The following is a 23,718-nucleotide window of genomic DNA, read 5'->3' as shown; positions in this document are numbered from 1 at the left end:
GGGACGGGGGGCTGACAAACGACGCTCGGCCGATGGTGCGCGGGGCCTTCGGCCCCGCAATGTGTAAGCGTGGTCCATTTCGTTGTTGCTCGCGGTTATGCCTCTTGGCCGTTGTTTGCTGCCGGGTTCGTGCGGGTCGTCATTCGGTGGTCCCTGTGCTGTCTCGCGCTATTTGAAACGGGATCCTGTTTTCGACCGTAATTTGGGATAATCAATGTGTGTTGGGGCAGCGGGGGTTGTTCAGTCGGGCCGAAATTACCTCTATGTATGACGCTACTCGGCGGCGTAACTATTCGCCTGCTGGTGAAAAGTTTCGGAAGGAACACCGGCGGCATCGGGACTGGGGGCTTGAGCAGCGGCATCGGAAGAAGCTCTGTGACCAGTACGGCAGTGTCGAGGCGGCCGAGGCGTACTTCGCGCGGCGGGCCCGGGCCGCCCTTGCGCCAGCCCCTTCGGAACCGCCGGCTGAACAGGCCGAATATTCCGTCGAGCCGACGGAATGCCCCGCGCCACCGGATGAGGATACCGCGGAACAGGGCCTGACCAACGGTAACGACGATCCCGCGCCACCACGAAGCGCTCCGCGGCCGGCACCGGCCGCCGCATTGTGTATTCCGCCTAAGAAACCGAAAGCCCGCATCACCGCAACGCCGGCTCGTGGGTCATGGATCGTGCACGAAACGATTGGGCGGCGGCGCCGTCGGGGCACAGGCGGCATTCCGGTAATCTCGGTCCATGACCGGCCCCTACCCCGAGCCGCCGCCGCAGTACGGCCCGCCGCCCCAGCAGTACGGGCCGCCGCCGCCGTACGCGCCGGGCCAACCGCCGTACGCGCCGGGGCAACCGCCGTATGCGCCGGGGCAACCGCCGTACGCGCCCGGGCCGACGCCGCCGAAGAGCAACCGGGGCGTCGTCATCGCGGTCGTGAGCATCGTCGGCGTGCTGGCGGTCCTGTGCGCGGCCGGCATCGTCGCCGCGGTGTGGCTCGTCAACCGCGAGAACGGTGGTGGGCACGACGACAGCGACGAGATCGCCGGGCTCATCGACTACCGGCTGACCCACCCGGACTGGCTGGAGCGGGATCACCTGCAGGATACGGAGCAGCCGGTGTACAAGATGGTCCCGGCCGCGGGGGGCAGGCACTTCGGGATCTGGCAGCGGTGCGCCGGGGACGTGTACGACAAGCCGGTGGTCGAGGGCCGCGCGGTGCACAGCCTCGAGCACGGGGCGGTCTGGATCACGTACCAGCCGGGGCTGGCCAAGGCCGACGTCGACAAGCTCGCCGGCAAGGTGCGCAACAACGATTTTATGCTCATGAGCCCGTACGAGGGGCAGCCCGGCGCGATCTCGCTGCAGGCGTGGGGGTACCAGCTGCGGGTCGACAAGGCCGACGACCCGCGCGTGGACAAGTTCATCCGGCGGTTCCGTGAGACCGCCAGCCTCGAGCCCGGAACCCCCTGCAGCAATGGCACGACGGAGTAGAGGGCTGCCGTTACTCCTGGCCGCCGTCCTCGCTACGGCGGCCTGCAGCGCACCCGCGGGCACCGACGGCGACCTCGTGAACGGGTGGCCGATGCTGCCCGCGGCCAAGTACGTGCCGCCCGCGATCGGGCAGTGTCTCGCCGGCGGGCCGTTCAGCGCGTTCGAGCAGCCCAGCGCCGCCGTGCTCACCGAGACCGGCTGCGCGCAGGAGCACAGCGTCGAGGTCGTCGCGACCGGCACGGTGCAGAGCGACAGCCTCCCGGGGTGGGACTCCGACCCGGCCCGGGCCGCGTACGCCGCGTGCGACAAGGCGGCGAGCGCGTACGCCGGCGGGGACTGGCACACCGGGCGGCTGTTCCCGTTCCTGTCCCTGCCGAGCGAGGGCGCGTGGGCGGGCGGCGTGCGCACCTACGTGTGCGGGCTCGCCGAGGCCGCCGACGACCTGTTCGCGCCGAAGGCGCGCACCGGGAGCCTGAAGAACGCGCTGCAGGCGCTGGCGCTCACCTGCGTCGACCTCGACGGCGGGGACCTCACGCCGGACGGGTTCTACCGCAGCGTCGACGCCGTCAGCCCCGTGGCCTGCACCGAGCCGCACGACACCGAGTTCGTCGGGGTGTGGGCGGCCCCGGCGGGCGGGTTCCCGGCCGACGCGCAGGCGCTCAACGCGACCGTCAGCAAGGCCTGCTTCGCGGAGGTGGCGGCGTTCATGGGATTGACCGAGCTGCAGCTGTACCAGCGCAAAGACGTCTACACCTTCTGGGACGGCCTCACCAGGTCGCAGTGGCAGCTGGGCGACCGCACCGCGCACTGTTTCCTCAACGTCTCCACCGCCAAGCCCCTGCACGCCTCGCTCAAGGGCCTAGGCCCCCAGCCCCTCCCGGCCTAGCAGCACGTGCAGGGCCACGCCCGGGTCGGTGCCGTCGACCAGGCGGGTCACCTCGAGCGTCGCGGTCTCGGGCGGCCCGAAGGCGACGGCCAGCCGGATGCGCACGGGCGCCTGGTCCGCGGGCGGCAGACCGGACCGGAACACCCGGCAGAGCGCGGCGAAGGCCCGCGGCTCGTTGACGTCGGCCGGAAAGACCACGAGGGCCCCGTCACCGAGCATCTGCAGTTGTACCTCGGGAAAGGCGATCCCGGCCCGCGCCGCCGCCCGCTCGACCGCGTCGTGCAGGCGCCAGTGCAGCTCCTCCCGCGCGGGCAGCACCGGGGCGCCCACCAGCAGTACGAACGCGCATAATCGCTCGTTCACGCCGCCACCGCCGCGGCCGGGTCGAGCGTGAGCAGCTCGCGCAGGTCGGCGGTGGACAGGTCGGTCAGCCAGCCCTCGCCGGTGCCGACGATCTTCTGGGCCAGGCCCCGCTTGTCGGTGATGAGCGCGGCGATCTTCTCCTCGACCGTGCCGGCGGTGACGAACTTGCGCACCTGGACCGCGCGGCGCTGGCCGATGCGGAAGGCGCGGTCGGTCGCCTGGTCCTCGACCGCCGGGTTCCACCAGCGGTCCACGTGGATGACGTGGTTGGCCGCGGTGAGGGTCAGGCCGGTGCCGCCGGCCTTGAGGGAGAGCACGAACAGCGGCGGCGAGGACGGCGTGGCCTCCTGGAAGCGGGCCACGAGCGCGTCGCGGCCGGCCTTGGGCACGCCGCCGTGCAGGAACGCGACCTCGCGGCCGAAGCGGGCGGAGAGCTCGGCGCGCAGCATGCGCCCGAACTCGGCGTACTGGGTGAAGATCAGCGCCCGCTCCCCCGCGGCCAGGATCTCCTCGGTGAGCTCCTCGAGCCGGTCGAGCTTGCCGCTGCGGCCGGGCAGGCGGCTGCCGTCGCGCAGGGCCAGGGCCGGGTGGTTGCAGATCTGCTTGAGCCGGGTCATGGTCGCCAGCACCAGGCCGCGGCGCTCGATGCCCTGGCTGCTGTCGATGCGGGCCAGCATGTCGTCGACCACGGCCTGGTAGAGGCTCGCCTGCTCGGGGGTCAGGCTGCAGACGACGTCCATCTCCAGCTTCTCCGGCAGGTCGGTGATGATCGTGCGGTCGGTCTTGACCCGGCGCAGCACGAACGGCTGGGTGATGCGGCGCAGCCGGGCGGCGGCGTCGGCGTCGCCGTCGCGCTCGATGGGCTCGGCGAAGCGCTCCTTGAACTTCGTCGCGCTGCCCAGCAGGCCCGGGTTGGCGAACTCCATGATCGACCACAGGTCGGCGAGGCGGTTCTCGACCGGGGTGCCGGTGACGGCGATGCGGTGCCGGGCGGGCAGCCGGCGTACCGCAGCCGCCTGTTTGGTGGCGGCGTTCTTGACGGCCTGGGCCTCGTCGAGCACGACCCGGTGCCAGGGCACGGCGGCGAGGGCGTCGGTGTCGCGGCCGGCCACCGAGTACGTGGTGACGACGACGTCGAAGCCGGCCGGGTCCAGCGCCCGCGCCCGGTCGGCGCCGTGGTGGACGTGCACCCGCAGCTGCGGGGCGAACTTGGCCGCCTCCCGCTGCCAGTTGCCGACCAGGGACATCGGGCAGATCAGCAGCGTCGGGCCGGGCGCGTCGCCGGCCAGCAGGGCGAGCAGCTGGACGGTCTTGCCCAGGCCCATGTCGTCGGCCAGGATGCCGCCGAGCCCGGCCCGCTCCAGGAAGCGCAGCCAGTTGAGGCCTCTTCGCTGGTACGGCCGCAGCTCGCCCCGGAACGACAGCGGCACGTCGCCGTCGTCGATGCGCATCTCGGCCTCGCCGCTGAGCAGGTCGCCGAGCCAGCCGTCGGCGGCGACCTCGACCACGGGCAGCCCGCCGGGGCCCTCGGCGGCGCCGCCGGCCAGGTGCAGCAGGTCGGCGACGGTGAGCGCCTCCTGCTCGCGGTGGCGCTCGATGAACGACAGGCCCTCGGCGAGCCGGCGGGGATCGAGCTCGACCCACTGGCCGCGCAGCCGGACCAGCGGGGCCTTGAGCTCGCTGAGCCGGCGCAGCTCGTCCTCGCTCAGCGGCTCGTCGCCGATCGCGAGCTCCCAGCGGTAGTCGACCAGGGCGCCGAGGCCGAGGCCGCTGTCGGTGGCGACGGTGCCCGGTGCGGTACCGCCGGATCCGTCTTTGATCTTGAGCCGGGCCCCCAGCCGGGCCGACGCCTTGCGCCACCAGCCGGGGAGCACGACGCCGAAGCCGGCCGCGGCCAGCAGCGGGGCGTTCTCGCTGAGCAGGCGATGGGCGCCGTCGGTGTCCAGGCGCAGCGCGACCGGGCGGGCCTCGCGCAGGGCGTCCTCGAGCGCCGGGTACAGCCGGCTGGCCCGCCCGAGCTCGGCCAGCAGCGTCTCCTGCGGGGCCGGGATGTGCCGCTGGAGGGCCTTGAGCGCGCCGCGGGAGCGCCACACCCGCTCGGCGTCGACGACGAGGGTCGGCTCGTCGGCGGCCTGCAGCGCGAACTCGAGCGTCCAGTGCGGGTCGGGCGCCGGCTCCTCGCCGACCTCGGGTTCGGGCGGCTCGACCAGCCGGAAGCAGGCCCGCACCGACCCGCCGACGGCGTCGGCCTCCCAGGCGGCCAGGCGGCGGCCGAGCGCTTCCGGGGGTACCCCCGGAATGTCGCGGTCGCGGCCGGTGAGCGCGCCCAGCCAGCCATCGGCCGCCTCGTCCGGCAGCGCGGCGCGGGCCGCGGCGTCGACGAACGCGTCGAGGGCCTCGGCGGTGGCTCCGGCCCGGGTCGCGGACGGGGTGGCGGCGAGGGCGGCGGAGGGCAGGGCCAGGGCCAGGGACCGGGCGTAGGCGGCGTCGCGGCCGGTGAGCACCGGGGCCCAGCGGGCCTGCGCGCCGGCGATCGTCGGCAGCATCCGGCCGCGGGCGACGAGGGTGGCGGCGAACTCGGCCACGCTCAGGAACCACTCGGTGGACTGGGCCAGCGCGATGTCCGCCCCGGCCAGGCCCGGGAGCCCGCGCAGCAGCTCGAGCGCGTCGTCGGGCTCGTACTCGACGGTGGCCACCAGGCAGGGCCGCAGTTCAGCCTTTTCGGTGACGGCCGGCCAGGGCTCGGGCCGCCGGTTGCGGGTCGGCAGCACCAGCGAGCGTTCGGCCGCGATGCCGGCGTCGCCGTCGAGATTCAGGCCCGCCAGCGCCGTGCCGGCGTCCTCGGCCCACATACCGACCCGGCCTTCGACCCAGAGCGCATGGACCACGAGCACCGGTGCAGCGTAGTGGAGCCGCAGCCTATCGACGGCCTGAACCTCTGTTCAGTGACAGGTGTCGTTGTTACCATCCGGTAATCCGAGTCATTTTCATATTGGCTCGCAACCCCCGGAGGGATCCGCCATGTCCCTGCCTGTCGTGAAACGCGCCCTGGGGGCGTTGCTGCTCACCGCCGCGGTGCTCGTCGCCCCCGCCCTCACCGCGCCGGCCGAGGCCGCCGTCCTCGCCCCGAACGACTACTGCCTCGACCAGTGCAACGACATCCTGCCGCCGGGCCAGAACGGCAACGCCACGCTCGCCGACATCCTGGCCCACAAGGCCCTGGGCTTCCGCCCGGCGCACTCGGCCGACCAGCTCGGCCCGTACGCGAACCTCGTCTCGGCCTACACCGGCCTCACCGACGAGCAGATCTCGTCCTTCTACAACGACGCGTCGTTCGGGGTGCCGGCCGGCCAGGTCGACCGCAGCTACAGCCCCCGCTCCGACGTGACGATCGTGCGCGACAAGGCGCTCGGCGTGCCGCACGTGACCGGCACGACCCGGTCCGGGACGATGTTCGGCGCCGGCTACGCCGGGGCCGAGGACCGGCTCTTCGTGATGGACCTGCTGCGCCGGGTCGGCCGCGGCAAGCTGACCCCGTTCGCGGGCGGCGCGCCGGGCAACCGGGAGCTGGAGCAGAGCATCTGGCGGCAGGCCCCGTACACCGAGGCCGACCTGCAGGCCCAGGTCGCGGCGCTGCGCACCAAGGGCACCCGCGGGGCGCAGCTCTACGACGACGTGCAGAACTACGTCGCCGGGATCAACGCCTACATCGCCGCGTGCATGTCCGGGCGCAACTGCCCCGGCGAGTACGTGCTCACCGGCCACCTCGACGCGATCACCAACGCGGGCGGCCCGGAGCCGTTCCAGATGACCGACCTGATCGCCATCGCCGGCGTGGTCGGCGGGCTCTTCGGCGGCGGCGGGGGCGGCGAGGTCGAGTCGGCGCTGGTCCGCGTCACCGCCCGGGCCCGCTACGGCGCGGCCGAGGGCGACCGGCTGTGGGCCGCCTTCCGCTCCCAGAACGACGAGGAGACCGTGCTCACCCTGCACAACGGGCAGTCCTTCCCGTACGGCGCGGCCGACCCCGACGCCGCCGGCGTCGCGCTGCCGGACCAGGGCAGCGTCACCGCGCAGCCGGTCGTGTTCAACCCGAGCGGCTCGGCGGGCACGACCGCCGGGCTGGCACCGGGCTCGGCGACCAAGCGGGGCATGTCCAACGCGGTGGTCGTCGACGCCGCCCACTCGGCCGGCGGGCACCCGATCGCGGTGTTCGGTCCGCAGACCGGGTACTTCTCGCCGCAGCTGCTCATGCTGCAGGAGCTGCAGGGCCCGGGAATCAGCGCGCACGGGGTCGCCTTCGCCGGGCTCAACCTCTACGTGCTGCTCGGCCGCGGCCAGGACTACGCGTGGAGCGCCACGTCGTCGGAGCAGGACATCACCGACACCTACGCGGTGCCGCTGTGCAACACCGACGGCTCCCCCGCCACCACGCAGTCCAGCGCGTACCGCTTCCACGGCACGTGCACGCCGATGGAGGCGCTGACCCAGACCAACGCCTGGACCCCGACCGTCGCGGACGGCACGGCCGCCGGGTCCTACCAGCTCATCACGTACCGCACGAAGTACGGCCTGGTCGCGTGGCGCGGGACGGTCGGCGGGCAGCCCGTCGCCTTCACCCAGCTGCGCTCGACGTACCGCCACGAGGCCGACTCCGCCATCGGGTTCCAGGCGTTCAACGACCCGGCCGCCATGGCGAACCCGGCCCAGTTCATCGCCTCGGCGAGCAGCGTCGGATACGCCTTCAACTGGTTCTACGTCAACGCCACCGACACCGCGTACTTCAACTCGGGCGACGACCCGGTGCGCAAGACGGGCGCGAACCCGAACCTGCCGACGAAGGCCGACGCGGCATATGAATGGTCCGGCTGGAATGCGGACACGAATACGGCCGACTACATTCCGGTGAACCAACACCCGCAGTCGACCGGTCAGGATTATTTCGTCTCTTGGAATAACAAGCAAAGTAAGGACTTCTCGGCGGCCGACGGAAACTTCAGTTTCGGGGCCGTGCAGCGCGCGGATCTGCTCGACCGGCGGGTGAAATCGGCACTGAGCGGCGGAAAGGTCGACCGGGCCGGGGTCGTGCGGATCGTCGAGGACGCCGCCGTCACCGACCTACGCGCGGAGAACCTGCTGCCCGAGCTGCTGCGGATCCTCGACCCGGGCGGGACGAGCACCGACGCGAACGTGGCGGCGCTGCGGGCCTGGCTGGCGGCCGGGGGCAAGCGGGTGGAGACGACCCCCGGCTCGCACGTCTACCAGCACGCGGCCGCCATCCGCACGTTCGACGCCTGGTGGCCCAAGCTCGTCGAGGGCGCGTTCCGGCCCGGGCTCGGCGACGACGTGTACGCGGCCCTGACCGGGGCGCTGCAGATCGACGAGTCGCCCTCGGGCTACACCGGGCCGACGAACGCCGGCTCCCTGAACCAGACCCAGGCCCACAAGGGGTCCTCGTTCCAGTACGGCTGGTGGGGGTACCTCGACAAGGACCTGCGCTCGGTCCTCGGCGACCCGGTGCGCAGCGGCCTGGGCAGGACCTACTGCGGCGGCGGGACCCTGGCCGGGTGCCGCCAGGTGCTGGTCACGACGCTCGGCACGGCCGCCGCCGAGCCCGCGACGACCACCTACCCGGGCGACAGCAGTTGCTCGGCCGGCGACCAGTGGTGCGCGGACACGATCATCCAGTCGCCGCTGGGCGGGATCACGCACGACAAGATCTCGTGGCAGAACCGCCCGACGTACCAGCAGGTGGTGTCCTTCCCGGCCAAGCGCGGCGACGACATCACGAACCTGGCCCAGGGCCGCGGCGTCAGCGCCAACGGCACGTTCCTCGGCTTCTCCGCCGGGGCCGCGGTCGACGGCGACCCGACCAGCCGGTGGGCCAGCTGGTGGAGCGACAACCAGTCGATCACCGTCGACCTCGGCGCGGCCAGGCCGGTCCGGCGGGTGATCCTGCGCTGGGAGGCCGCGTACGGGTCGCGGTACCGCATCGAGGTTTCCACGAACAACAGCACGTGGACGACCGCGGCGACGATCGACGCCGGCAACGGCGGGATCGACAACGTCACGTTCGCGCCGGTCAGCGCCCGGTACGTGCGCATGGCCGGGGTGGCCCGGGGCACCGGCTACGGCTACTCGCTGTGGGAGTTCGAGGTCTACAACCATTAGTCAGAGCGCCGCGCGGTGACGGCCGGCCCGCAGCTCACGTGCGGGCAACTCGGCCGCCGCCCAGGTGACGTACTGCCCCGCCCGGCTCAGGACACACGTGCTCACCAGCAGCTCCACGAGCACGTGCTGGCCGAAGCCGGGCGGCGGCGCGGCCAGGGCCCGCTCGGCGACGAAGGCGGCCGCGACCGACCGGCGCAGCGCCTGATCGCGCGGGAACACGGCCCGGCCGGTGAGGTAGAACGCCTCCTCGCCGGAGTCCATCGGGAAGGTGTGCAGGGCGAAGCGGCTGTCGCGCAGCAGGTCCTCGAGCTTCGGCGAGACCATGAGCAGCGTGTAGAGGCCCTCCTCGACGAGCAGGGGGCTGACCGGGTGCACCCGCGGGCCGCCGTCGGCGCGCACGGTGCCCAGGTAGGCGAGGCCCACGCCGCTGCGGTAGAGCAGCGTGCGACCGGCCGCGGCGAGGTCCGGCGCCGAACGCCGGAAGCGCCCCCACGAGAGCATGGCGCCCAGACTCGCGCACCCCGGACGCCGGGTCAATTCCGCCAGGCGTTGATCAGGTCCTGGACCTCGTCGGCGACCTCCTCCGCGAGCAGGTCGTCGGTGTCCACGACCTCCCCCAGCGGGCGCAGGTCGCGGCGGGCGGTGAGGTACGCCCCGAGGTCGTCCAGCCGCCATCCGCGCGCGTCCGCGTCGTCGTCGGCCTCGACCCGCTCGACCAGCGCCGGCGGCGAGACGTCCAGCAGCACGTGGCGCACCTCGTGGCCCCGGTCGCGCAGCGCGCCCAGGACCTCCTCGAGGTGCTTGCGGCGCAGCATCGTCATGGGCACCAGCAGCGGGTCGGCGCCCCGGGCCTGGCGGGCCGCGGCCACGACGGTGGCCGCGCGCCAGGCGGGCAGCTCCCGGTAGTCGCCGTGGCGGACCCCGGGCCGGACCAGCCCGGCGGTGCGCTGCAGCACCCAGCCGATGCGCTCGGCGTCGAAGGCCCGGGCCCGCGGCTCGCGGCGGCACAGCTCGGCGGTCACGGTGGCCTTGCCGACGCCCGACGGGCCGTTGAGCCAGACGATCACGGGACCTCCCACCGCTGTACGGCTTCCAGGATTCTCGCAGGTGGAACCGAGGGGGATGCCAGCCCCGCACGGGATAAATAAGGCATGACGATCCTGACCCTTCCGCCGCGCACCCCGTCCGCAGTCGACCAGGAGCGCATCGAGGTGCTGCTCATAGCCCCCGCCCACCGCCTGTCGGAGCTGGATCGGCACCTGCCCCAGGGCTGGGTGGTGACCAGGCGGGCCGAGATGCCGGCCGGGTGCCGGGAACCCGACATCGTGGTGCTCGACGACCCCGGTTCCCGCTCGGTCACCGCCGCCTGCCTGCGCCACCCGGCCGCCTCGATCGTGGCCGTGCTCAACCCGTACAGCGACCACCAGGCCGTGGTCGACGTGCTCGAGGCCGGCGCCGACGCCTGCGTGCGCTCGTCGACCGCCGCGGTCATCGCCGCCCACCTCGAGGCCTGCCGGCGGCGCCAGGCGGCATAACGAGGTTTGGCGTTTCCCACAACATATTCCAGAGAGCGCTCTCAACCGTTTCCGTGATTGACATTGGGCTAGTCATGGGCCAGTCTGATTCCAGTCTTGAGAGCGCTCTCCGGCCGATACGGCGGCTTGGGTGACCGGCGTATCACGTCCCGGCGAATCGTGATCAGGGTGTAACCGGTGTGAGGGTGCGACGGGCGATGGAGCGACATGCTCCATCGCCCGTCATTGTTTGTGCGCTACACATTGCTGAGCTTCAGTCATGATGGTCCGGCAGAACAGATATGGGGGACGCCACAATGGTGATGTCGGGGCGGGACCGGCCCACTCTGGAAAACGTCGCGCAGCGCGCCGGGGTGTCGCGCGCCACCGCCTCGCGCGTGGTGAACGGGTCGACCTCCGTCGCGCCCCACATCCGCGACAAGGTGCTCAGCGCGGTCGAGGCGCTCGGCTACGTGCCGAACCAGGCCGCCCGCAGCCTCGTCACCCAGCGGACGGACTCCATCGCGCTTGTCGCGTCGGAGACCGCGAGCCGGGTCTTCTCCGACGACCCCTTCTTCTCCAGCATCATCCGCGGGGTCAGCCTCGAGCTCGAGGCCGTCGACAAGCAGCTCGTGCTCATGATGGTCGGGCCCAGCGGGCCGAGCCACGACCGGGTGGAGCGCTACTGCACCGGCGGGCACGTCGACGGGGCCATCATCTTCTCCATGCACGGCGCCGACCCGCTGCCGGAGCGGCTGAGCCGGGCCGGGGTGCCGGTCGTGTGCAACGGGCGGCTGCTGATCCAGGCCTCGGTGCCGTACGTCGACGTGGACAACGAGGACGCGGCCCGGGCCGCGGTGCGCCACCTGCTCGACACCGGGCGCCGGCGGGTCGCCACGATCGCCGGGCCGCAGGACATGAGCGCGGGGATCGACCGGCTCAAGGGGTACCGCGCGGCGATGCAGGACAGCGGCCGCCGCTCGCTGGTGGCCGTCGGCGACTTCACCCGGCAGTCCGGCGCGCTGGCCATGAGTCAGCTGCTCGGCGACGACCCGGAGCTCGACGCCGTCTTCGCCGCCTCCGACGCGATGGCCGAGGGGGCGCTGCGGGCGCTGCGGCAGGCCGGGCGGCGGGTCCCCGACGACGTGGCCGTGGTCGGCTTCGACGACATGGACTTCGCCCGCGACACCGAGCCGCCGCTGACCACCGTGCGCCAGCCGATCACCGACCTGGGCCGGATGGCGGCCCGGCAGGTGCTGCGGATGGCGGGCGGCGAGAAGATCGAGCCCGTTCTGCTACTGCCTACCGAATTGGTGAAGCGAGAATCAGCCTGAAAAGGCACGCGGCAAACTCGGCGTAGTCATGGCAATGTGACACAGGTGAGGCTCGCCACCTGGAACGTGAACTCCGTCAAGGCCCGGTTGCCCCGCCTGCTCGAGTGGCTGGAGCTGGCCGGGCCCGACGTGCTCTGCCTGCAGGAGACGAAGCTCGCCGCCGACGCGTTCCCCGCGGACGAGGTCAAGGCGGTCGGGTACGACACCGCACACCACGGCGAGGGGCGCTGGAACGGCGTCGCGCTCCTGTCCCGGGTCGGGCTGGACGACGTCCGCCGCGGCTTCGACGGCGATCCGGGCTGGAGCGGCGAGCCCGGCGGCGAGGAGCCGCTGCTCGAGGAGCCCCGGCGGGAGGCCCGCACCATCTCGGCCGTCTGCGGCGGCGTGCGGGTCTGGTCGGTCTATGTGCCAAACGGCCGCACGCCGGAGTCGGCGCACTACGGGTACAAGCTGAACTGGCTGGCCGCCCTCCGCCTGGCGGTGGCCGCGGACCTCGCCACCGGCGCGCCGGTCGCCGTCTGCGGCGACTTCAACGTGGCCCCGGCCGACTCCGACGTCTTCGACATCAAGGCCTTCGCCGGCGCCACGCACGTGACCCGGCCCGAGCGGGACGCGGTCGCCGCGCTGCTGGACGCCGGGCTGTCCGACATCGTCCCGAAGCCGATGAAAGGCCCCAACCCGTTCACGTATTGGGACTATCGGGCGGGAATGTTCCACCAGGACAAGGGCATGCGCATCGACCTGGTCTGCGCCAGCCCAACGATCGCGGGTGCGGTCAAGGGTGCCTACATCGACCGGGAGGCCAGGAAGGGCAAAGGGCCCTCCGACCACGCGCCGGTCGTGATCGATTTCGATATTTGAACACACTGTGTCACCATGGACGCCGCCCGGACCGTACTGTTAAGTGTGAAACGATCAACGATCGTCCTGGATAGCCCGTTCTCGCCGTTCTTGGCGCCATGTTTCCAGCACGTTGCGTGATCACACCGTTACGATTCACCGGTAAATTGCCCGTTTAGGGGTGTATGACCCAAAAGTCGCTGTGCTTGGATCACGCCCTCATCACGGCGCGGCGTGGACTTGGTTACAGGACAGGGGGTGACCCTTGACGATCGGCCAAACGGGAGACAGGGTTCGTCCAACGAAGGCGACGACACCAAGTCGGCTTCGTGCACGCTCTGCCCGTGGACCGAACCTGCGGATAGGGCACCAGGAGTCCACGAAGACACAGCCGATCGGCTGCTGACTGCCACGGGCCCCGGTCTGGCCGACGCATGCTCGCTGCACGGTGCGACGGTCATCGCTGGCGGCTATCAGGCGGGCAGACGGCCGGGGAGAGGGGCACCACGCCCATGACTATGGGACCCGTCACGTCGAAGAGCGACGAGCAGGTGCCGACGGTCGAAGAGGCGACCGCCTTGCCTGCCGGTGTTCCAGCGAAGGCCATCGAAGGTCGCTCGCTCAGTCAGATTGCGTGGACCCGGCTCAAGCGCGACAAGGTCGCGCTCATTGGAGGCGGGTTCATCATTTTCCTGGTGCTGGTCGCGGTGTTCGCATCCTTGATCAACAAGGCGTTCGGGCATCCGGTCAACGAGTTCCACCAAGATCTGATCGATCCATCGCTGGGCGGCATCCCGCCCGTCGGCACGTGGGGCGGCGTGAGCAAGGACTACCTGCTCGGCGTCCAGCCCGTCACCGGCCGCGACATGTTCTCGCAGATCATCTTCGGCGCCCAGGTGTCGCTGCTCGTGGCGCTGGCGGCCACGATCATCGCGGTGACCATCGGCGTGGTGCTGGGCGTTGTCTCCGGATACTTCGGCGGCGCCATCGACAGCGTCATCAGCCGCCTGATGGACCTGATCCTGGCCTTCCCGTACCTGCTGTTCTCGATCGCGCTGATCTCCGTCGTGCCGGCGAGCACCGGCTGGCGCATCGGCGTGGTCATCTCGGTCATCGCGTTCTTCAGCTGGCCGTACATCGGGCGTATCGTCCGCGGCCAGACTCTCTCCCTGCGGGAACGCGAGTTCGTCGAGGCGGCGCGCAGCATCGGCGCGGGGTCCCCCCGCATCCTCTTCCGGGAGCTGCTGCCCAACCTCGTCGCGCCGATCCTGGTGTACGCGACGCTGATCATCCCCACGAACATCCTCTTCGAGGCCGCGCTGTCGTTCCTCGGCGTCGGTGTGCTGCCGCCCACTCCCTCGTGGGGCCGGCTGCTCTCGGACGCCGTGCAGTACTACGAGTACGACCCGATGTACATGTTCGTGCCCGGCTTCGCGATCTTCCTCATGGTCCTCGCCTTCAACCTCTTCGGCGACGGCCTGCGTGACGCCCTGGACCCGAAGGCCAACCGGTAGCCCCGCAAGGGCCACCGGTGGCCTCCGGCTGTCACGCACACCCGGCACCACCTCGCTCGACCATGCCCGCCAGCCCGGTCGACCCTGCGCAAAACCCCGGCTTCACGCGCACAGCAGCACAGCTCGGACGGCCCGTCCCTCGGCGGGTCGCGCCAAACAAGGAGGGAATCCCAGTGAGAATGAGGACAGGGGCACTGGTGGCCGGTTCGGTCACTATCGCCCTGGCGTTGTCCGCTTGCGGCGGCGGCGGCAGCACGCCCAAGACCAACGAGAGCGGCGGCTCGGGTGTGTCCGGCTTCAACGCCGCCACCAAGGGCATCGTGAACCCTTCGACCAAGAAGGGCGGCACGCTCAAGCTCGTCAACAACGCCGACGCGGACTCTTACGACCCGGCGCGGGCCTACTACGCGTACGTGTGGAACCTGATGAAGGGTTACTACGTCCGTACGCTGCTCACCAACGAGTCGAAGCCGGGTGAGGACGGGCTGAAGCTGGTTCCCGACCTGGCCCAGGCCATGCCGGAGGTCTCCGCCGACGGCAAGACCTACACCTTCAAGCTCAAGTCGGGCGTGAAGTTCGAGGACGGCTCGCCGATCACCTCGAAGGACATCAAGTACGGCATCGAGCGCGTCTTCGCGCAGGACGTGCTGTCCGGTGGCCCGACCTACCTGATCGACGTGCTCGACCAGGGCCAGAAGTACCCCGGCCCGTACAAGGACACCGACCCGAACAAGCTGGGTCTGAAGTCCGTCGAGACGCCGGACGACAACACGATCGTCTTCAAGCTCGCCGACCCGCTGTCGGACTTCCTGTACCTGCTCGCCACCCCCTCGGCCAGCCCCATCCCGCAGGCCAAGGACACCGGCGACAAGTACGGTGAGAAGCCCATCTCGACCGGCCCGTACAAGTTCCAGTCGTACGACCAGGGCAAGAAGGTCGTCTGGGTCCGCAACGACCAGTGGGACCCGAAGACCGACACCGTGCGCGCGGCGCTGCCGGACGAGGTCGACCTGACCATCGGCACGGCCGTCGAGGAGATCGACAACCAGCTGCTGAGCGGCGAGGTCGACATCGACACCGCGCAGACCGGTGTCCAGCAGGGCTCGCAGCCGAAGATCCTGCTCGACCCCGAGAAGAAGAAGAACGCGGACACCCCGAACACGGGCTTCATCCGCTACTTCTCGATCAGCACCAAGGTCGCGCCGTTCGACAACATCCACTGCCGCAAGGCCGTGCAGTACGCGACCGACAAGATCACGATGCAGACCGCTCGTGGTGGCGCCGACGCCGGTGGTGACATCGCCACCAACATGCTGCCCCCGAACATCGCGGGTCACGACGAGTACGACCCGTACAACACCAAGTCGGGCAAGCCGCAGATCGACAAGGCCAAGGAAGAGCTCGCGGCCTGTGGCAAGCCGAACGGCTTCGACACCGTGATCGCGACCCGCAGCTCCGGCAAGGAGCCCAAGACGGCCGAGGCGCTGCAGGCGGCTCTGAAGAACGTGGGCATCAACGCCCGCCTCGACCCGACCGAGCCGTCGCTGTACTTCCGCTCGACCATCGGCGCGCCGTCCAACGTCGCGGCGAAGGGCTACGGCCTCATGATGGCCGGCTGGGGTGCCGACTTCCCGACCGCGTACGGCTTCCTGTCCGTGCTGGTCGACGGCCGCAACATCCTGCCGTCGGGTAACAACAACTACGCCGAGCTCAACGACCCGGAGATCAACTCCCTGATCGACCAGGCGAAGGCGGAGAAGGACCCGGCCAAGGCCGCCGGAATCTGGACGACCATCAACCACAAGGTCATGGACGCCGCGGTCATGGTGCCGTTCGTCTACGACAAGGCGCTCAACTACCGCAACCCCCGCGTCACGAACGTGTTCGTGACGGAGTACTACGGCATGTACGACTTCGGCAGCCTGGGCGTGCAGTGACCCTCGGGTCACGCCAGTCCTGCTGACGAAGCAGCCAGCCTGAACAGCCGGTAACCCGCCCTTCACGAGTACAGAAGGCAGGTGAGGGCCACGGCGCCGGCCGGCGAGACGGGAACCCCGTCGAGCCGGCCGGCGTCAGGCCGCACACGTGATCAATTACATCCTGCGCCGCCTGGTCACCGCGGCATTGCTCATCGTGGCCGTCTCCATGGTCACCTTCGCGATCTTCTTCCTGATCCCGAAGGCGGCGCACGCCGATCCGGCGGAGATGTACGTCGGTAAGTCGGCGACCCCGCGCGACGTCGACGCGACGAGGATCAAGCTCGGGCTCGACAAGCCGATCTACATCCAGTACGGCCGGTTCGTGAAGGGCCTGGTCGTCGGGCGCGACTACAACAGCGGCCCGTCGGTCACCCACTGCTCCGCCCCGTGCTTCGGGTACTCGTTCCGCACCGACCGCGAGGTCTGGCCCCTGCTGCTGGACCGCCTGCCGGTCACGATCTCCCTCGCCATCGGCGCGGCCATCCTGTGGCTGTTCGGGGGTGTGGCGGGCGGCATCATATCCGCGCTGAAACGCGGCAAACTCGCCGACCGGGCGGTGATGTTCCTGGCTCTCGCCGGCGTCTCGCTACCGGTCTACTTCACCGGTCTGGTCTTCCAGTCGCTGTTCGTCCACCAGTGGAAGATCTTCCAGGGCGGCGAATACATCAACTTCGTGGACGACCCGCTGGGCTGGGCCAACAAGCTCTTCCTCGCCTGGGTGAGCCTCGCCCTGCTGTTCGCCGCCACCTACGCGCGGCTGACGCGGGCGCAGATGCTCGAGACCCTCGGCGAGGACTACATCCGCACCGCCCGGGCCAAGGGCCTGAAGGAACGGGTCGTCATCGGTAAGCACGCCATGCGCGCGGTGCTCACGCCGATCGTGACGATCTTCGGCCTCGACCTCGGCACGCTGCTCGGCGGCGCGATCCTCACCGAGCGGGTGTTCAGCCTGCCCGGTATCGGCAAGCTCAGCGTCGACGCGGTGACCCAGAAGGACCTGCCGATCATCCTCGGCGCGACGCTCTTCGCCTCGTTCTTCATCGTCATGGCCAACCTGGTCGTGGACGTGCTCTACGCCGTGATCGACCCGCGGGTGCGGCTCGGATGACCCGTTCCCCGTCCCGTTCCCCGCGTCACGGCACCCCAGGAAAGGAGTGAGCATGTCCAGCAGCCTGCTCACCGACGGCACCCCGAGCCCCAGCGGGTCCGGGCCCCAGGTCGCGCAGTCGTTCCTCGACGTGCGGGACCTGCGGATTCACTTCAACACCGACGACGGCGTGGTCCGGGCCGTGGACGGCCTGACGTTCCAGCTCGAGCGCGGCGAGACCCTCGGCATCGTGGGCGAGTCCGGCTCCGGCAAGAGCGTCACCAGCCTGGGCATCCTGGGTCTGCACCGGCGGGGCTCGGCGAAGATCTCCGGCGAGGTCTGGCTCGACGGCGAGGAGCTCATCGGCGCCTCGCCCGAGCACGTCCGGCTGCTGCGCGGCGCGAAGATGTCGATGATCTTCCAGGACCCGCTGACCGCGATGCACCCGTACTACACGGTCGGCGCCCAGATCATCGAGGCGTACCGGGTGCACCACAAGGTCTCCAAGAGCGAGGGCCGCAAGCGCGCGATCGAGATGCTCGACCGGGTCGGCATCCCGCAGCCGCAGCGGCGCGTGGACGACTACCCGCACCAGTTCTCCGGCGGCATGCGCCAGCGCGCCATGATCGCCATGTCGCTGGTGAACAACCCGCAGCTGCTCATCGCCGACGAGCCCACCACGGCGCTCGACGTGACGGTCCAGGCGCAGATCCTGGACCTGATCCGCGACCTGCAGTCGGAGTTCAACTCCGCGGTCATCATCATCACCCACGACCTGGGCGTCGTCGCCGAGCTGGCCGACGACATCCTGGTGATGTACGGCGGCAAGTGCGTCGAACACGCCACCGCGCAGGACATCTTCCGGCGCCCCGAGCACCCGTACGCCTGGGGCCTGCTCTCGTCGATGCCCCGCGTCGACCGGGAGGTGCGCGACCGGCTGGTGCCGATCAAGGGCAGCCCGCCGTCGCTGATCAACCTCCCGAGCGGCTGCTCCTTCCACCCGCGCTGCCCGTACGTGGAGCGCAACGGCATCCCTTGCAAGACGGTCGAGCCGTCCCTGGCGGAGGGGACGCCCGCACACGGCGTCGCCTGCCACATTCCGCCCGCGGACCGGCTGGCCATCTTCAAGTCGGACATCGCCCCGAACCTCTGAGGAGCACGACAGTGTCGACGACGACCCAACCCCAGCCGGCGGCGGCGCCCGAGCGCGGCGGCGAGAACCTCCTCGAGGTACGTGGCCTGGAGAAGCACTTCCCGATCATGCGGGGCGCCTTCGTCAAGCGAAAGGTCGGCGCGGTCCGCGCGGTCGACGGCATCGACCTGGCCGTCAGGACCGGCGAGACGCTCGGCCTGGTGGGCGAGTCCGGCTGTGGCAAGTCCACCACCGGGCGGCTGATGACCCGGCTGCTGGAGCCGACCGGCGGGCAGGTGCTGCTGGAGGGGCAGGACATCTCCCACTTCAACGTGGCGAAGATGCGGCCGCTGCGGCGCGAGGTCCAGATGATCTTCCAGGACCCGTACTCGTCGCTGAACCCGCGCCACACGGTCGGCTCGATCGTCGGGGCCCCGCTGCAGGTGCAGAACATCAAGACCGCGCACGGGCAGAAGCGCGAGGTGCAGCGGCTGCTGGAGCTGGTCGGGCTCAACCCCGAGCACTACAACCGGTACCCGCACGAGTTCTCCGGCGGTCAGCGCCAGCGCATCGGCATCGCCCGGGCGCTCGCCCTGCAGCCGAAGCTCATCATCGCCGACGAGCCGGTCTCGGCCCTGGACGTGTCGATCCAGGCCCAGGTCGTGAACCTGCTCGACGACCTGCAGCGCGAGTTCAACCTGACGTACGTCTTCATCGCGCACGACCTGTCGGTGGTCCGGCACATCTCCGACCGCATCGCGGTGATGTACCTGGGCAAGGTCGTCGAGATCGGCGGGCGCGACGGGCTGTACGTGAACCCGCTGCACCCGTACACCTTCGCCCTGCTCTCCGCGGTGCCGGTGCCCGACCCGGGCCGGCGCGACAAGGCGCAGCGCGAGCGGATCCTGCTCACCGGCGACGTGCCCAGCCCGATCGACCCGCCCTCGGGCTGCCGCTTCCGCACGCGGTGCTGGAAGGCGCAGGACCTGTGCGCCCAGGAGGAGCCGCTGCTGCGCGAGCTCGCGCCGGGCCAGACGGTCGCCTGCCACTTCCCGATCACCGACGACGAGCGCTCGGCGCGCGGCGCCCAGGCGGCGCGGGCCGCGGCCGCGGAGATCCCGGTCGACACCGCCGAGGACCCGTTCGCGGAGCCGATCGCCTGAGGTCGGGTTTTCCTGGTTCGGGGAGTCGCCTTCTGGCGGCTCCCCGACTTTGTTCCGGGGCCGGACGATCTACGGTGGCCGCATGGACGCCGACCACAGCATGCGACTGGCCCGCCTCGAGCGCCAGGTCAACTTCCTGTACCGCCACTTCGGGCTCGACCCGCAGCTCGCCGACGCGTTCCCGGGCACGGCCGCGATGCCGCCGCAGTTCACGGAGGCGCTGCGGCAGAACAACCTCATCGCCGCCATCAAGATCTACCGCCAGGTGACCGGCGTCGGGCTGGCCGAGGCCAAGGCCGCGGTGGAGGCCCTCGTCAGGAACCCATGATCGCTGCGACAGGCGGCGGCTTCTCGGCGGGCCAGTTTAGGATCATGGCCGTGGTGTACGAGGCGGCTTCGGGCCGATACCAGGACATGCTCTACCGGCGCAGCGGCCGCAGCGGGCTCAAGCTGCCGGCCATCTCGCTGGGCCTGTGGCACAACTTCGGGCGCGAGCGGCCGTTCGAGACCCAGCGCTCGATCGTGCGGCGCGCCTTCGACGCGGGCGTGACCCACTTCGACCTGGCCAACAACTACGGGCCGCCGCCGGGGTCGGCCGAGGAGAACTTCGGGCGCATCCTGGCCGAGGACCTGCGCCCGTACCGCGACGAGCTCATCATCTCCACGAAGGCCGGCTACGACATGTGGCCGGGCCCGTACGGGGAGTGGGGCTCGCGCAAGTACGTGCTGTCCTCGCTCGACCAGTCGCTGCGGCGGATGGGCCTGGAGTACGTCGACATCTTCTACTCCCACCGCCCCGACCCGGACACGCCGCTGGAAGAGACCATGGGCGCGCTGGACGCGGCGGTGCGGGCGGGCAAGGCGCTGTACGTCGGCATCTCCAACTACAGCCCCGAGCAGACCCTCGCGGCCGCCCGGATCCTGCGCGAGCTGGGCACGCCGCTGCTGATCCACCAGCCGCGGTACTCGATGCTGGACCGCTGGATCGAGGACGGGCTGCTGGACGCGCTGGAGGAGGCGGGCGCCGGCTGCATCCCGTTCTCGCCGCTGGCGCAGGGGCTGCTGACCAACCGGTACCTCGACGGCATTCCCGACGACTCCCGGGTGCGCACCAGCCGCTTCCTCAACGAGAGCGACCTGAGCGCGTCCCGGCTGCAGCTCATCCGGGCGCTGGACCAGGTGGCCCGCGAGCGCGGCCAGACCCTGGCCCAGCTGGCGCTGGCCTGGGCGCTGCGCGACTCGCGGGTCACCTCGCTGATCATCGGGGCGTCGAGCGTGAAGCAGCTGCTCGACAACCTCGGTGCCCTGGAGAACCTGGCCCTCTCCCCCGACGAGCTGGCCCGGATCGACGGGCTACTTGCTCAGGAACGCGCCTAGCGCGCTGATCACCGGCTGGAGGGCGGGCGGGATGGACCCGTCCTTCGCCGTGATCTGCTTCCCGGCATAGGTGACGGTGTACGTGTACGCGTCGGCGATCCCGCCGTTGTCGTTCATGGTCGGCAGCTTGTTGAAGTCCGTCGACTCCAGCGCGGTCTTGAGCGCGGCCAGCTCCTCGGCGGTCAGCTTGCCGCTCTTCGTGCCCTGCTTGGTCTGGATGGTGTAGGAGCCGTCGGGGCGCACGGTCAGCGTGTCGTTGTTGCCGGCCAGGCCCCCGGTGCGGGTGAACGTCACCAGGCTGTCCGTGGCGGTCACGTTACCGCCCGTGTTGGTCTTGGAGCTCGGGTCGGTGTTCGGGCCCGCGCTCGTGCCCGCCCCGGCACCCGTGCTGGAGCCCGTGCCCGCGCTGCCGCTGGACACCGGGGCGCCGTTCGACGCGGCGCCGCCGGCTCCCCCGCCCGCCTGGTCGGTGCCGTCCGAGCAGGCGGCGAGCCCGAACGCGAGCGTGAGCAGGGCGGCGGCGATGATCCGGGACTTCATCGTGGTTCAGCTCCATCCATAGGTCTTGCTCATTGGACCGCCGCGCGGTGCGAGCGGTTCCATCCAAATTTTGTCGTACCCCCACGACATGATGTGCCCATGCACCTCCACCCCTACCGTCGCGTTCTCGCCCTGCCGGGCGTCCGGCCCCTCATGGTGCTGGCCCCGCTGGCCCGCATCCCGATCACGGCGATCGGCGTGACGATGACCCTGCACGTCGCCCAGGACCTCCACCGGGGCTGGGGCGCGGCGGGCCTGGTAGGGGCGGCCCTGACGGTCGGCACGGCGATCGGCGGCCCGCTCAACGGCCGCTTCGTGGACCGCCGCGGCCTGCGCCCGATGCTGGTGGTCACCACCGTGGCCGAGGCCCTCTTCTGGGTCGTCGCGCCCTTCCTGGCTTTTCCGGTACTCCTGGCCGGCGCCTTCGTCGCCGGCCTGTTCTCGCTGCCGGTCTTCTCCGTCATCCGCCAGTCGATCGCCGCCCTGGTGCCCACCGAGCAGCGCCGCCAGGCCTACGCGCTCGACTCGATGTCGGTCGAGCTGTCCTTCATGGCCGGCCCGCCCCTGGCCGTCCTGCTCACGAGCACCCTGTCCGGCCGCGCCGCGATGTGGTCGATCGGCGGCGCGCTGGTCCTGGCGGGCCTGGCCCTGTACGTCGCCAACCCGCCCGTGCACACGTCCGCCGAGTCCGACGACCCGGCCCCCACCGCCCCCACCCGCCGCGGCGACTGGCTGACCCCGCGCTTCGTGGCCGTCCTGGCCGCCGCGTCCGCCACGACCATGGTCCTGGCCGGCACCGACCTGGGCATCGTGGCCATGCTGCGCGCGGCCGGCGAGGTGGGCCTGGTCGGCACCCTGCTGGCCGCCTGGGCCGTCTACTCCCTGGTGGGCGGCTTCATCTACGGCGCCCTGCCGCGCGCGGTGCCGCTGGCCGCCCTCCTGGCCGCGCTGGCCGTGTGCACCATCCCGGCGGGCCTGGTCGGCCACGCCTGGCCCCTGCTGTTCCTGACCCTGCTACCGGCGGGCGCCCTGTGCGCCCCGACCCTGACCGCGAGCGCCGACCTGGTGAGCCGCCTGGTCCCCCCGTCGGCCCGAGGCGAGGCCATGGGCTGGCACGGCTCGTCCTTGACCGTGGGCCTGGCCATCGGCTCCCCGCTGGCCGGCTGGGCCATCGACCAGGGCGGCCCGGCTTGGGGCTTCGCCGCGGTGGGCGCGGTGGGCGCCGCGGCCGCCACCGCCCTGCTGCTGGTCCACCACAACAACACCACGACGCCGCCCAAGCCCGCCACACCCACGCCTGCCACACCCACGCCTGCCACGCCCACGCCTGCCACGCTCACCACGCCTGCCACGCCCACGCCCACCACGCCTGCCACGCCCACGCCCGCCACGCCCACGCCCGCCACGTCTGCGTCCATGCATGTGCCCGTCACGCCCCTGGCCGCCAGCCACACGGCCGCCGCGCACACTCCTACTTCTGCCGCGCACACTCCTACTTCCGCCACGCACACGCCCACCGCGCCTCCAGCCCCGCCACTCGACCCGGCTCCAACGGTCGCCGCCGCCCTGACGGACGACTTCGGCACCGCTTCACAACGCTGAGCACGGCGGCCCCCCGCTCACGGCCGAGGCACCGACACCGGTCACCACGACTCCGGTTTCCGCACTGACGCCCGCCGAGGCCAGCCCGGTCGAACGCTTCAAGGGGGCTGACGCGGGGCGCCTCAGTCAGTTGGTCCAGCAATCAGGTGGCCCCGCCGGAGCTCATACCCGCCCCACCCCGACTCTGGGTCCGCGCTCCACGCTGACAGGCACGACTCCGACGCCACCTCCACGGCTGGCCACGCGGTGCATCCCCCACAGCCAGGCAATCGACACCGCTCCAACCGCCACGACGGCAATTCCGCTCTGACGCCGTGGCGCACGCCCGCTCCCAGTCGCCCATTCGGCACCGCTGTAGGAGCGGTCGACGCCCCACCGACCATCGCCGCGCATCCCCCCGCACTCAGCGCTGCACCGCCGAGCCCACCACAGCCCCACACACCGCCCCGGGTTCGCTTTGCACGCTGCCAGCCACGACTCCGGCGACTGATCCCGGCGCCGACCCGGGCCGCCGGTCCACCCCGCTGGCCCAAGCGACGCATCCCCACCGGCCGGGCGATCGGTTGACGCCGACCCACTCGAGCTCAGCCGGCCCGGTAGTCAGTACGGCGCCGCCGTCACCACGTCCGCTCCCCCTGCGGCGCGCCGCGAGGGTCAACCCACGTCTCGGCTGTCCAACTGCACTTCCGCTCGGAAAGCCATCCGGCACTCGCCGGTCCCGCGATAAGTCGGGCGCT

General features: G+C 71.0%; 18 protein-coding genes and 1 pseudogene. 14 read left to right on the top strand and 5 right to left on the bottom strand.

Features of this window, described 5'->3' with window-relative positions; genetic code table 11:
* The first annotated feature begins 735 nt into the window (after positions 1 to 735).
* A complete protein-coding gene (locus ACPPVO_RS11915; RefSeq protein WP_426511255.1) occupies positions 736 to 1,482 on the top strand; it encodes a DUF3105 domain-containing protein in 747 nt (248 codons plus the stop codon).
* On the top strand, positions 1,466 to 2,368 hold the full coding sequence (locus ACPPVO_RS11910; RefSeq protein WP_426511254.1) for a septum formation family protein: 903 nt from the start codon (positions 1,466 to 1,468) through the stop codon (positions 2,366 to 2,368). Before ACPPVO_RS11915 ends, ACPPVO_RS11910 begins: the two co-directional genes overlap by 17 nt.
* Here ACPPVO_RS11910 and ACPPVO_RS11905 read toward each other — a convergent pair.
* Positions 2,342 to 2,731 (bottom strand): hypothetical protein, encoded by a 390-nt coding sequence (locus ACPPVO_RS11905; RefSeq protein ID WP_426511253.1) that lies wholly within the window; start codon positions 2,729 to 2,731, stop codon positions 2,342 to 2,344. The genes ACPPVO_RS11910 and ACPPVO_RS11905 overlap by 27 nt on opposite strands.
* Positions 2,728 to 5,583 (bottom strand): DEAD/DEAH box helicase, encoded by a 2,856-nt coding sequence (locus ACPPVO_RS11900; protein WP_426514613.1) that lies wholly within the window; start codon positions 5,581 to 5,583, stop codon positions 2,728 to 2,730. The genes ACPPVO_RS11905 and ACPPVO_RS11900 overlap by 4 nt, the downstream gene beginning before the upstream one ends.
* Before the next feature lie 169 nt (positions 5,584 to 5,752).
* Here ACPPVO_RS11900 and ACPPVO_RS11895 point away from each other — a divergent pair, with 169 nt between their 5' ends.
* On the top strand, positions 5,753 to 8,899 hold the full coding sequence (locus tag ACPPVO_RS11895; RefSeq protein ID WP_426511252.1) for a penicillin acylase family protein: 3,147 nt from the start codon (positions 5,753 to 5,755) through the stop codon (positions 8,897 to 8,899).
* Here ACPPVO_RS11895 and ACPPVO_RS11890 read toward each other — a convergent pair whose 3' ends face one another.
* The gene (locus ACPPVO_RS11890) at positions 8,900 to 9,400 is read right to left on the bottom strand and encodes a pyridoxamine 5'-phosphate oxidase family protein (RefSeq protein WP_426511251.1); all 501 of its coding nucleotides are present in this window, start codon (positions 9,398 to 9,400) and stop codon (positions 8,900 to 8,902) included.
* Positions 9,401 to 9,432: 32 nt separating this feature from the next.
* The gene (locus ACPPVO_RS11885; protein ID WP_426511250.1) at positions 9,433 to 9,966 is read right to left on the bottom strand and encodes an AAA family ATPase; all 534 of its coding nucleotides are present in this window, start codon (positions 9,964 to 9,966) and stop codon (positions 9,433 to 9,435) included.
* Positions 9,967 to 10,050: 84 nt separating this feature from the next.
* On the opposite strand from ACPPVO_RS11885, the gene ACPPVO_RS11880 reads away from it, so the two are divergent.
* The 10 genes from ACPPVO_RS11880 to mgrA all read left to right on the top strand — a co-directional run bounded on the left by ACPPVO_RS11880 (position 10,051) and on the right by mgrA (position 20,839).
* On the top strand, positions 10,051 to 10,434 hold the full coding sequence (locus tag ACPPVO_RS11880; RefSeq protein ID WP_426511249.1) for a hypothetical protein: 384 nt from the start codon (positions 10,051 to 10,053) through the stop codon (positions 10,432 to 10,434).
* Positions 10,435 to 10,736: 302 nt separating this feature from the next.
* Positions 10,737 to 11,747, top strand: coding sequence for a LacI family DNA-binding transcriptional regulator (locus tag ACPPVO_RS11875; RefSeq protein WP_360384271.1), 1,011 nt, complete (start codon positions 10,737 to 10,739; stop codon positions 11,745 to 11,747).
* Between the two features lie 45 nt (positions 11,748 to 11,792).
* Complete coding sequence (locus tag ACPPVO_RS11870; protein WP_426511248.1) at positions 11,793 to 12,608, top strand: exodeoxyribonuclease III; 816 nt, start codon at positions 11,793 to 11,795, stop codon at positions 12,606 to 12,608.
* Positions 12,609 to 13,099: 491 nt separating this feature from the next.
* Positions 13,100 to 14,101: an ABC transporter permease gene (locus ACPPVO_RS11865; RefSeq protein WP_426511247.1), complete on the top strand. Its 1,002-nt coding sequence runs from the start codon at positions 13,100 to 13,102 to the stop codon at positions 14,099 to 14,101.
* Positions 14,102 to 14,280: 179 nt separating this feature from the next.
* Complete coding sequence (locus tag ACPPVO_RS11860) at positions 14,281 to 16,038, top strand: ABC transporter substrate-binding protein (RefSeq protein WP_426514612.1); 1,758 nt, start codon at positions 14,281 to 14,283, stop codon at positions 16,036 to 16,038.
* A gap of 148 nt (positions 16,039 to 16,186) precedes the next feature.
* On the top strand, positions 16,187 to 17,188 hold the full coding sequence (locus ACPPVO_RS11855; RefSeq protein WP_426511246.1) for an ABC transporter permease: 1,002 nt from the start codon (positions 16,187 to 16,189) through the stop codon (positions 17,186 to 17,188).
* Between the two features lie 52 nt (positions 17,189 to 17,240).
* Positions 17,241 to 18,320: an ABC transporter ATP-binding protein gene (locus tag ACPPVO_RS11850; RefSeq protein ID WP_426511245.1), complete on the top strand. Its 1,080-nt coding sequence runs from the start codon at positions 17,241 to 17,243 to the stop codon at positions 18,318 to 18,320.
* 107 nt (positions 18,321 to 18,427) lie between these two features.
* Positions 18,428 to 19,462 (top strand): ABC transporter ATP-binding protein, encoded by a 1,035-nt coding sequence (locus tag ACPPVO_RS11845; RefSeq protein WP_426514611.1) that lies wholly within the window; start codon positions 18,428 to 18,430, stop codon positions 19,460 to 19,462.
* Positions 19,463 to 19,544: 82 nt separating this feature from the next.
* Positions 19,545 to 19,790, top strand: a complete 246-nt coding sequence (locus tag ACPPVO_RS11840) for a hypothetical protein (RefSeq protein WP_426511244.1) — start codon at positions 19,545 to 19,547, stop codon at positions 19,788 to 19,790.
* A 44-nt stretch (positions 19,791 to 19,834) separates the two neighbouring features.
* Entirely contained in the window at positions 19,835 to 20,839 is a 1,005-nt protein-coding gene (gene mgrA, locus ACPPVO_RS11835) for an L-glyceraldehyde 3-phosphate reductase (protein ID WP_426511243.1), read from the top strand.
* On the opposite strand, the gene ACPPVO_RS11830 is transcribed toward mgrA, so the two are convergent.
* Entirely contained in the window at positions 20,816 to 21,379 is a 564-nt protein-coding gene (locus ACPPVO_RS11830) for a hypothetical protein (protein ID WP_426511242.1), read from the bottom strand. The genes mgrA and ACPPVO_RS11830 overlap by 24 nt on opposite strands.
* 99 nt (positions 21,380 to 21,478) lie before the next feature.
* Between ACPPVO_RS11830 and ACPPVO_RS11825 the strand changes: the two are divergent.
* A pseudogene (locus ACPPVO_RS11825) lies at positions 21,479 to 22,678 on the top strand (MFS transporter); the annotation flags it as partial.
* Positions 22,679 to 23,718: the final 1,040 nt, after the last annotated feature.

Source organism: Dactylosporangium sp. McL0621, assembly GCF_049995355.1.
In the GTDB taxonomy this organism is placed as follows: domain Bacteria; phylum Actinomycetota; class Actinomycetes; order Mycobacteriales; family Micromonosporaceae; genus Dactylosporangium.
The sequence above is the reverse complement of the archived record's forward strand: the minus strand, read 5'-3'. Positions and strand labels throughout refer to the sequence as shown.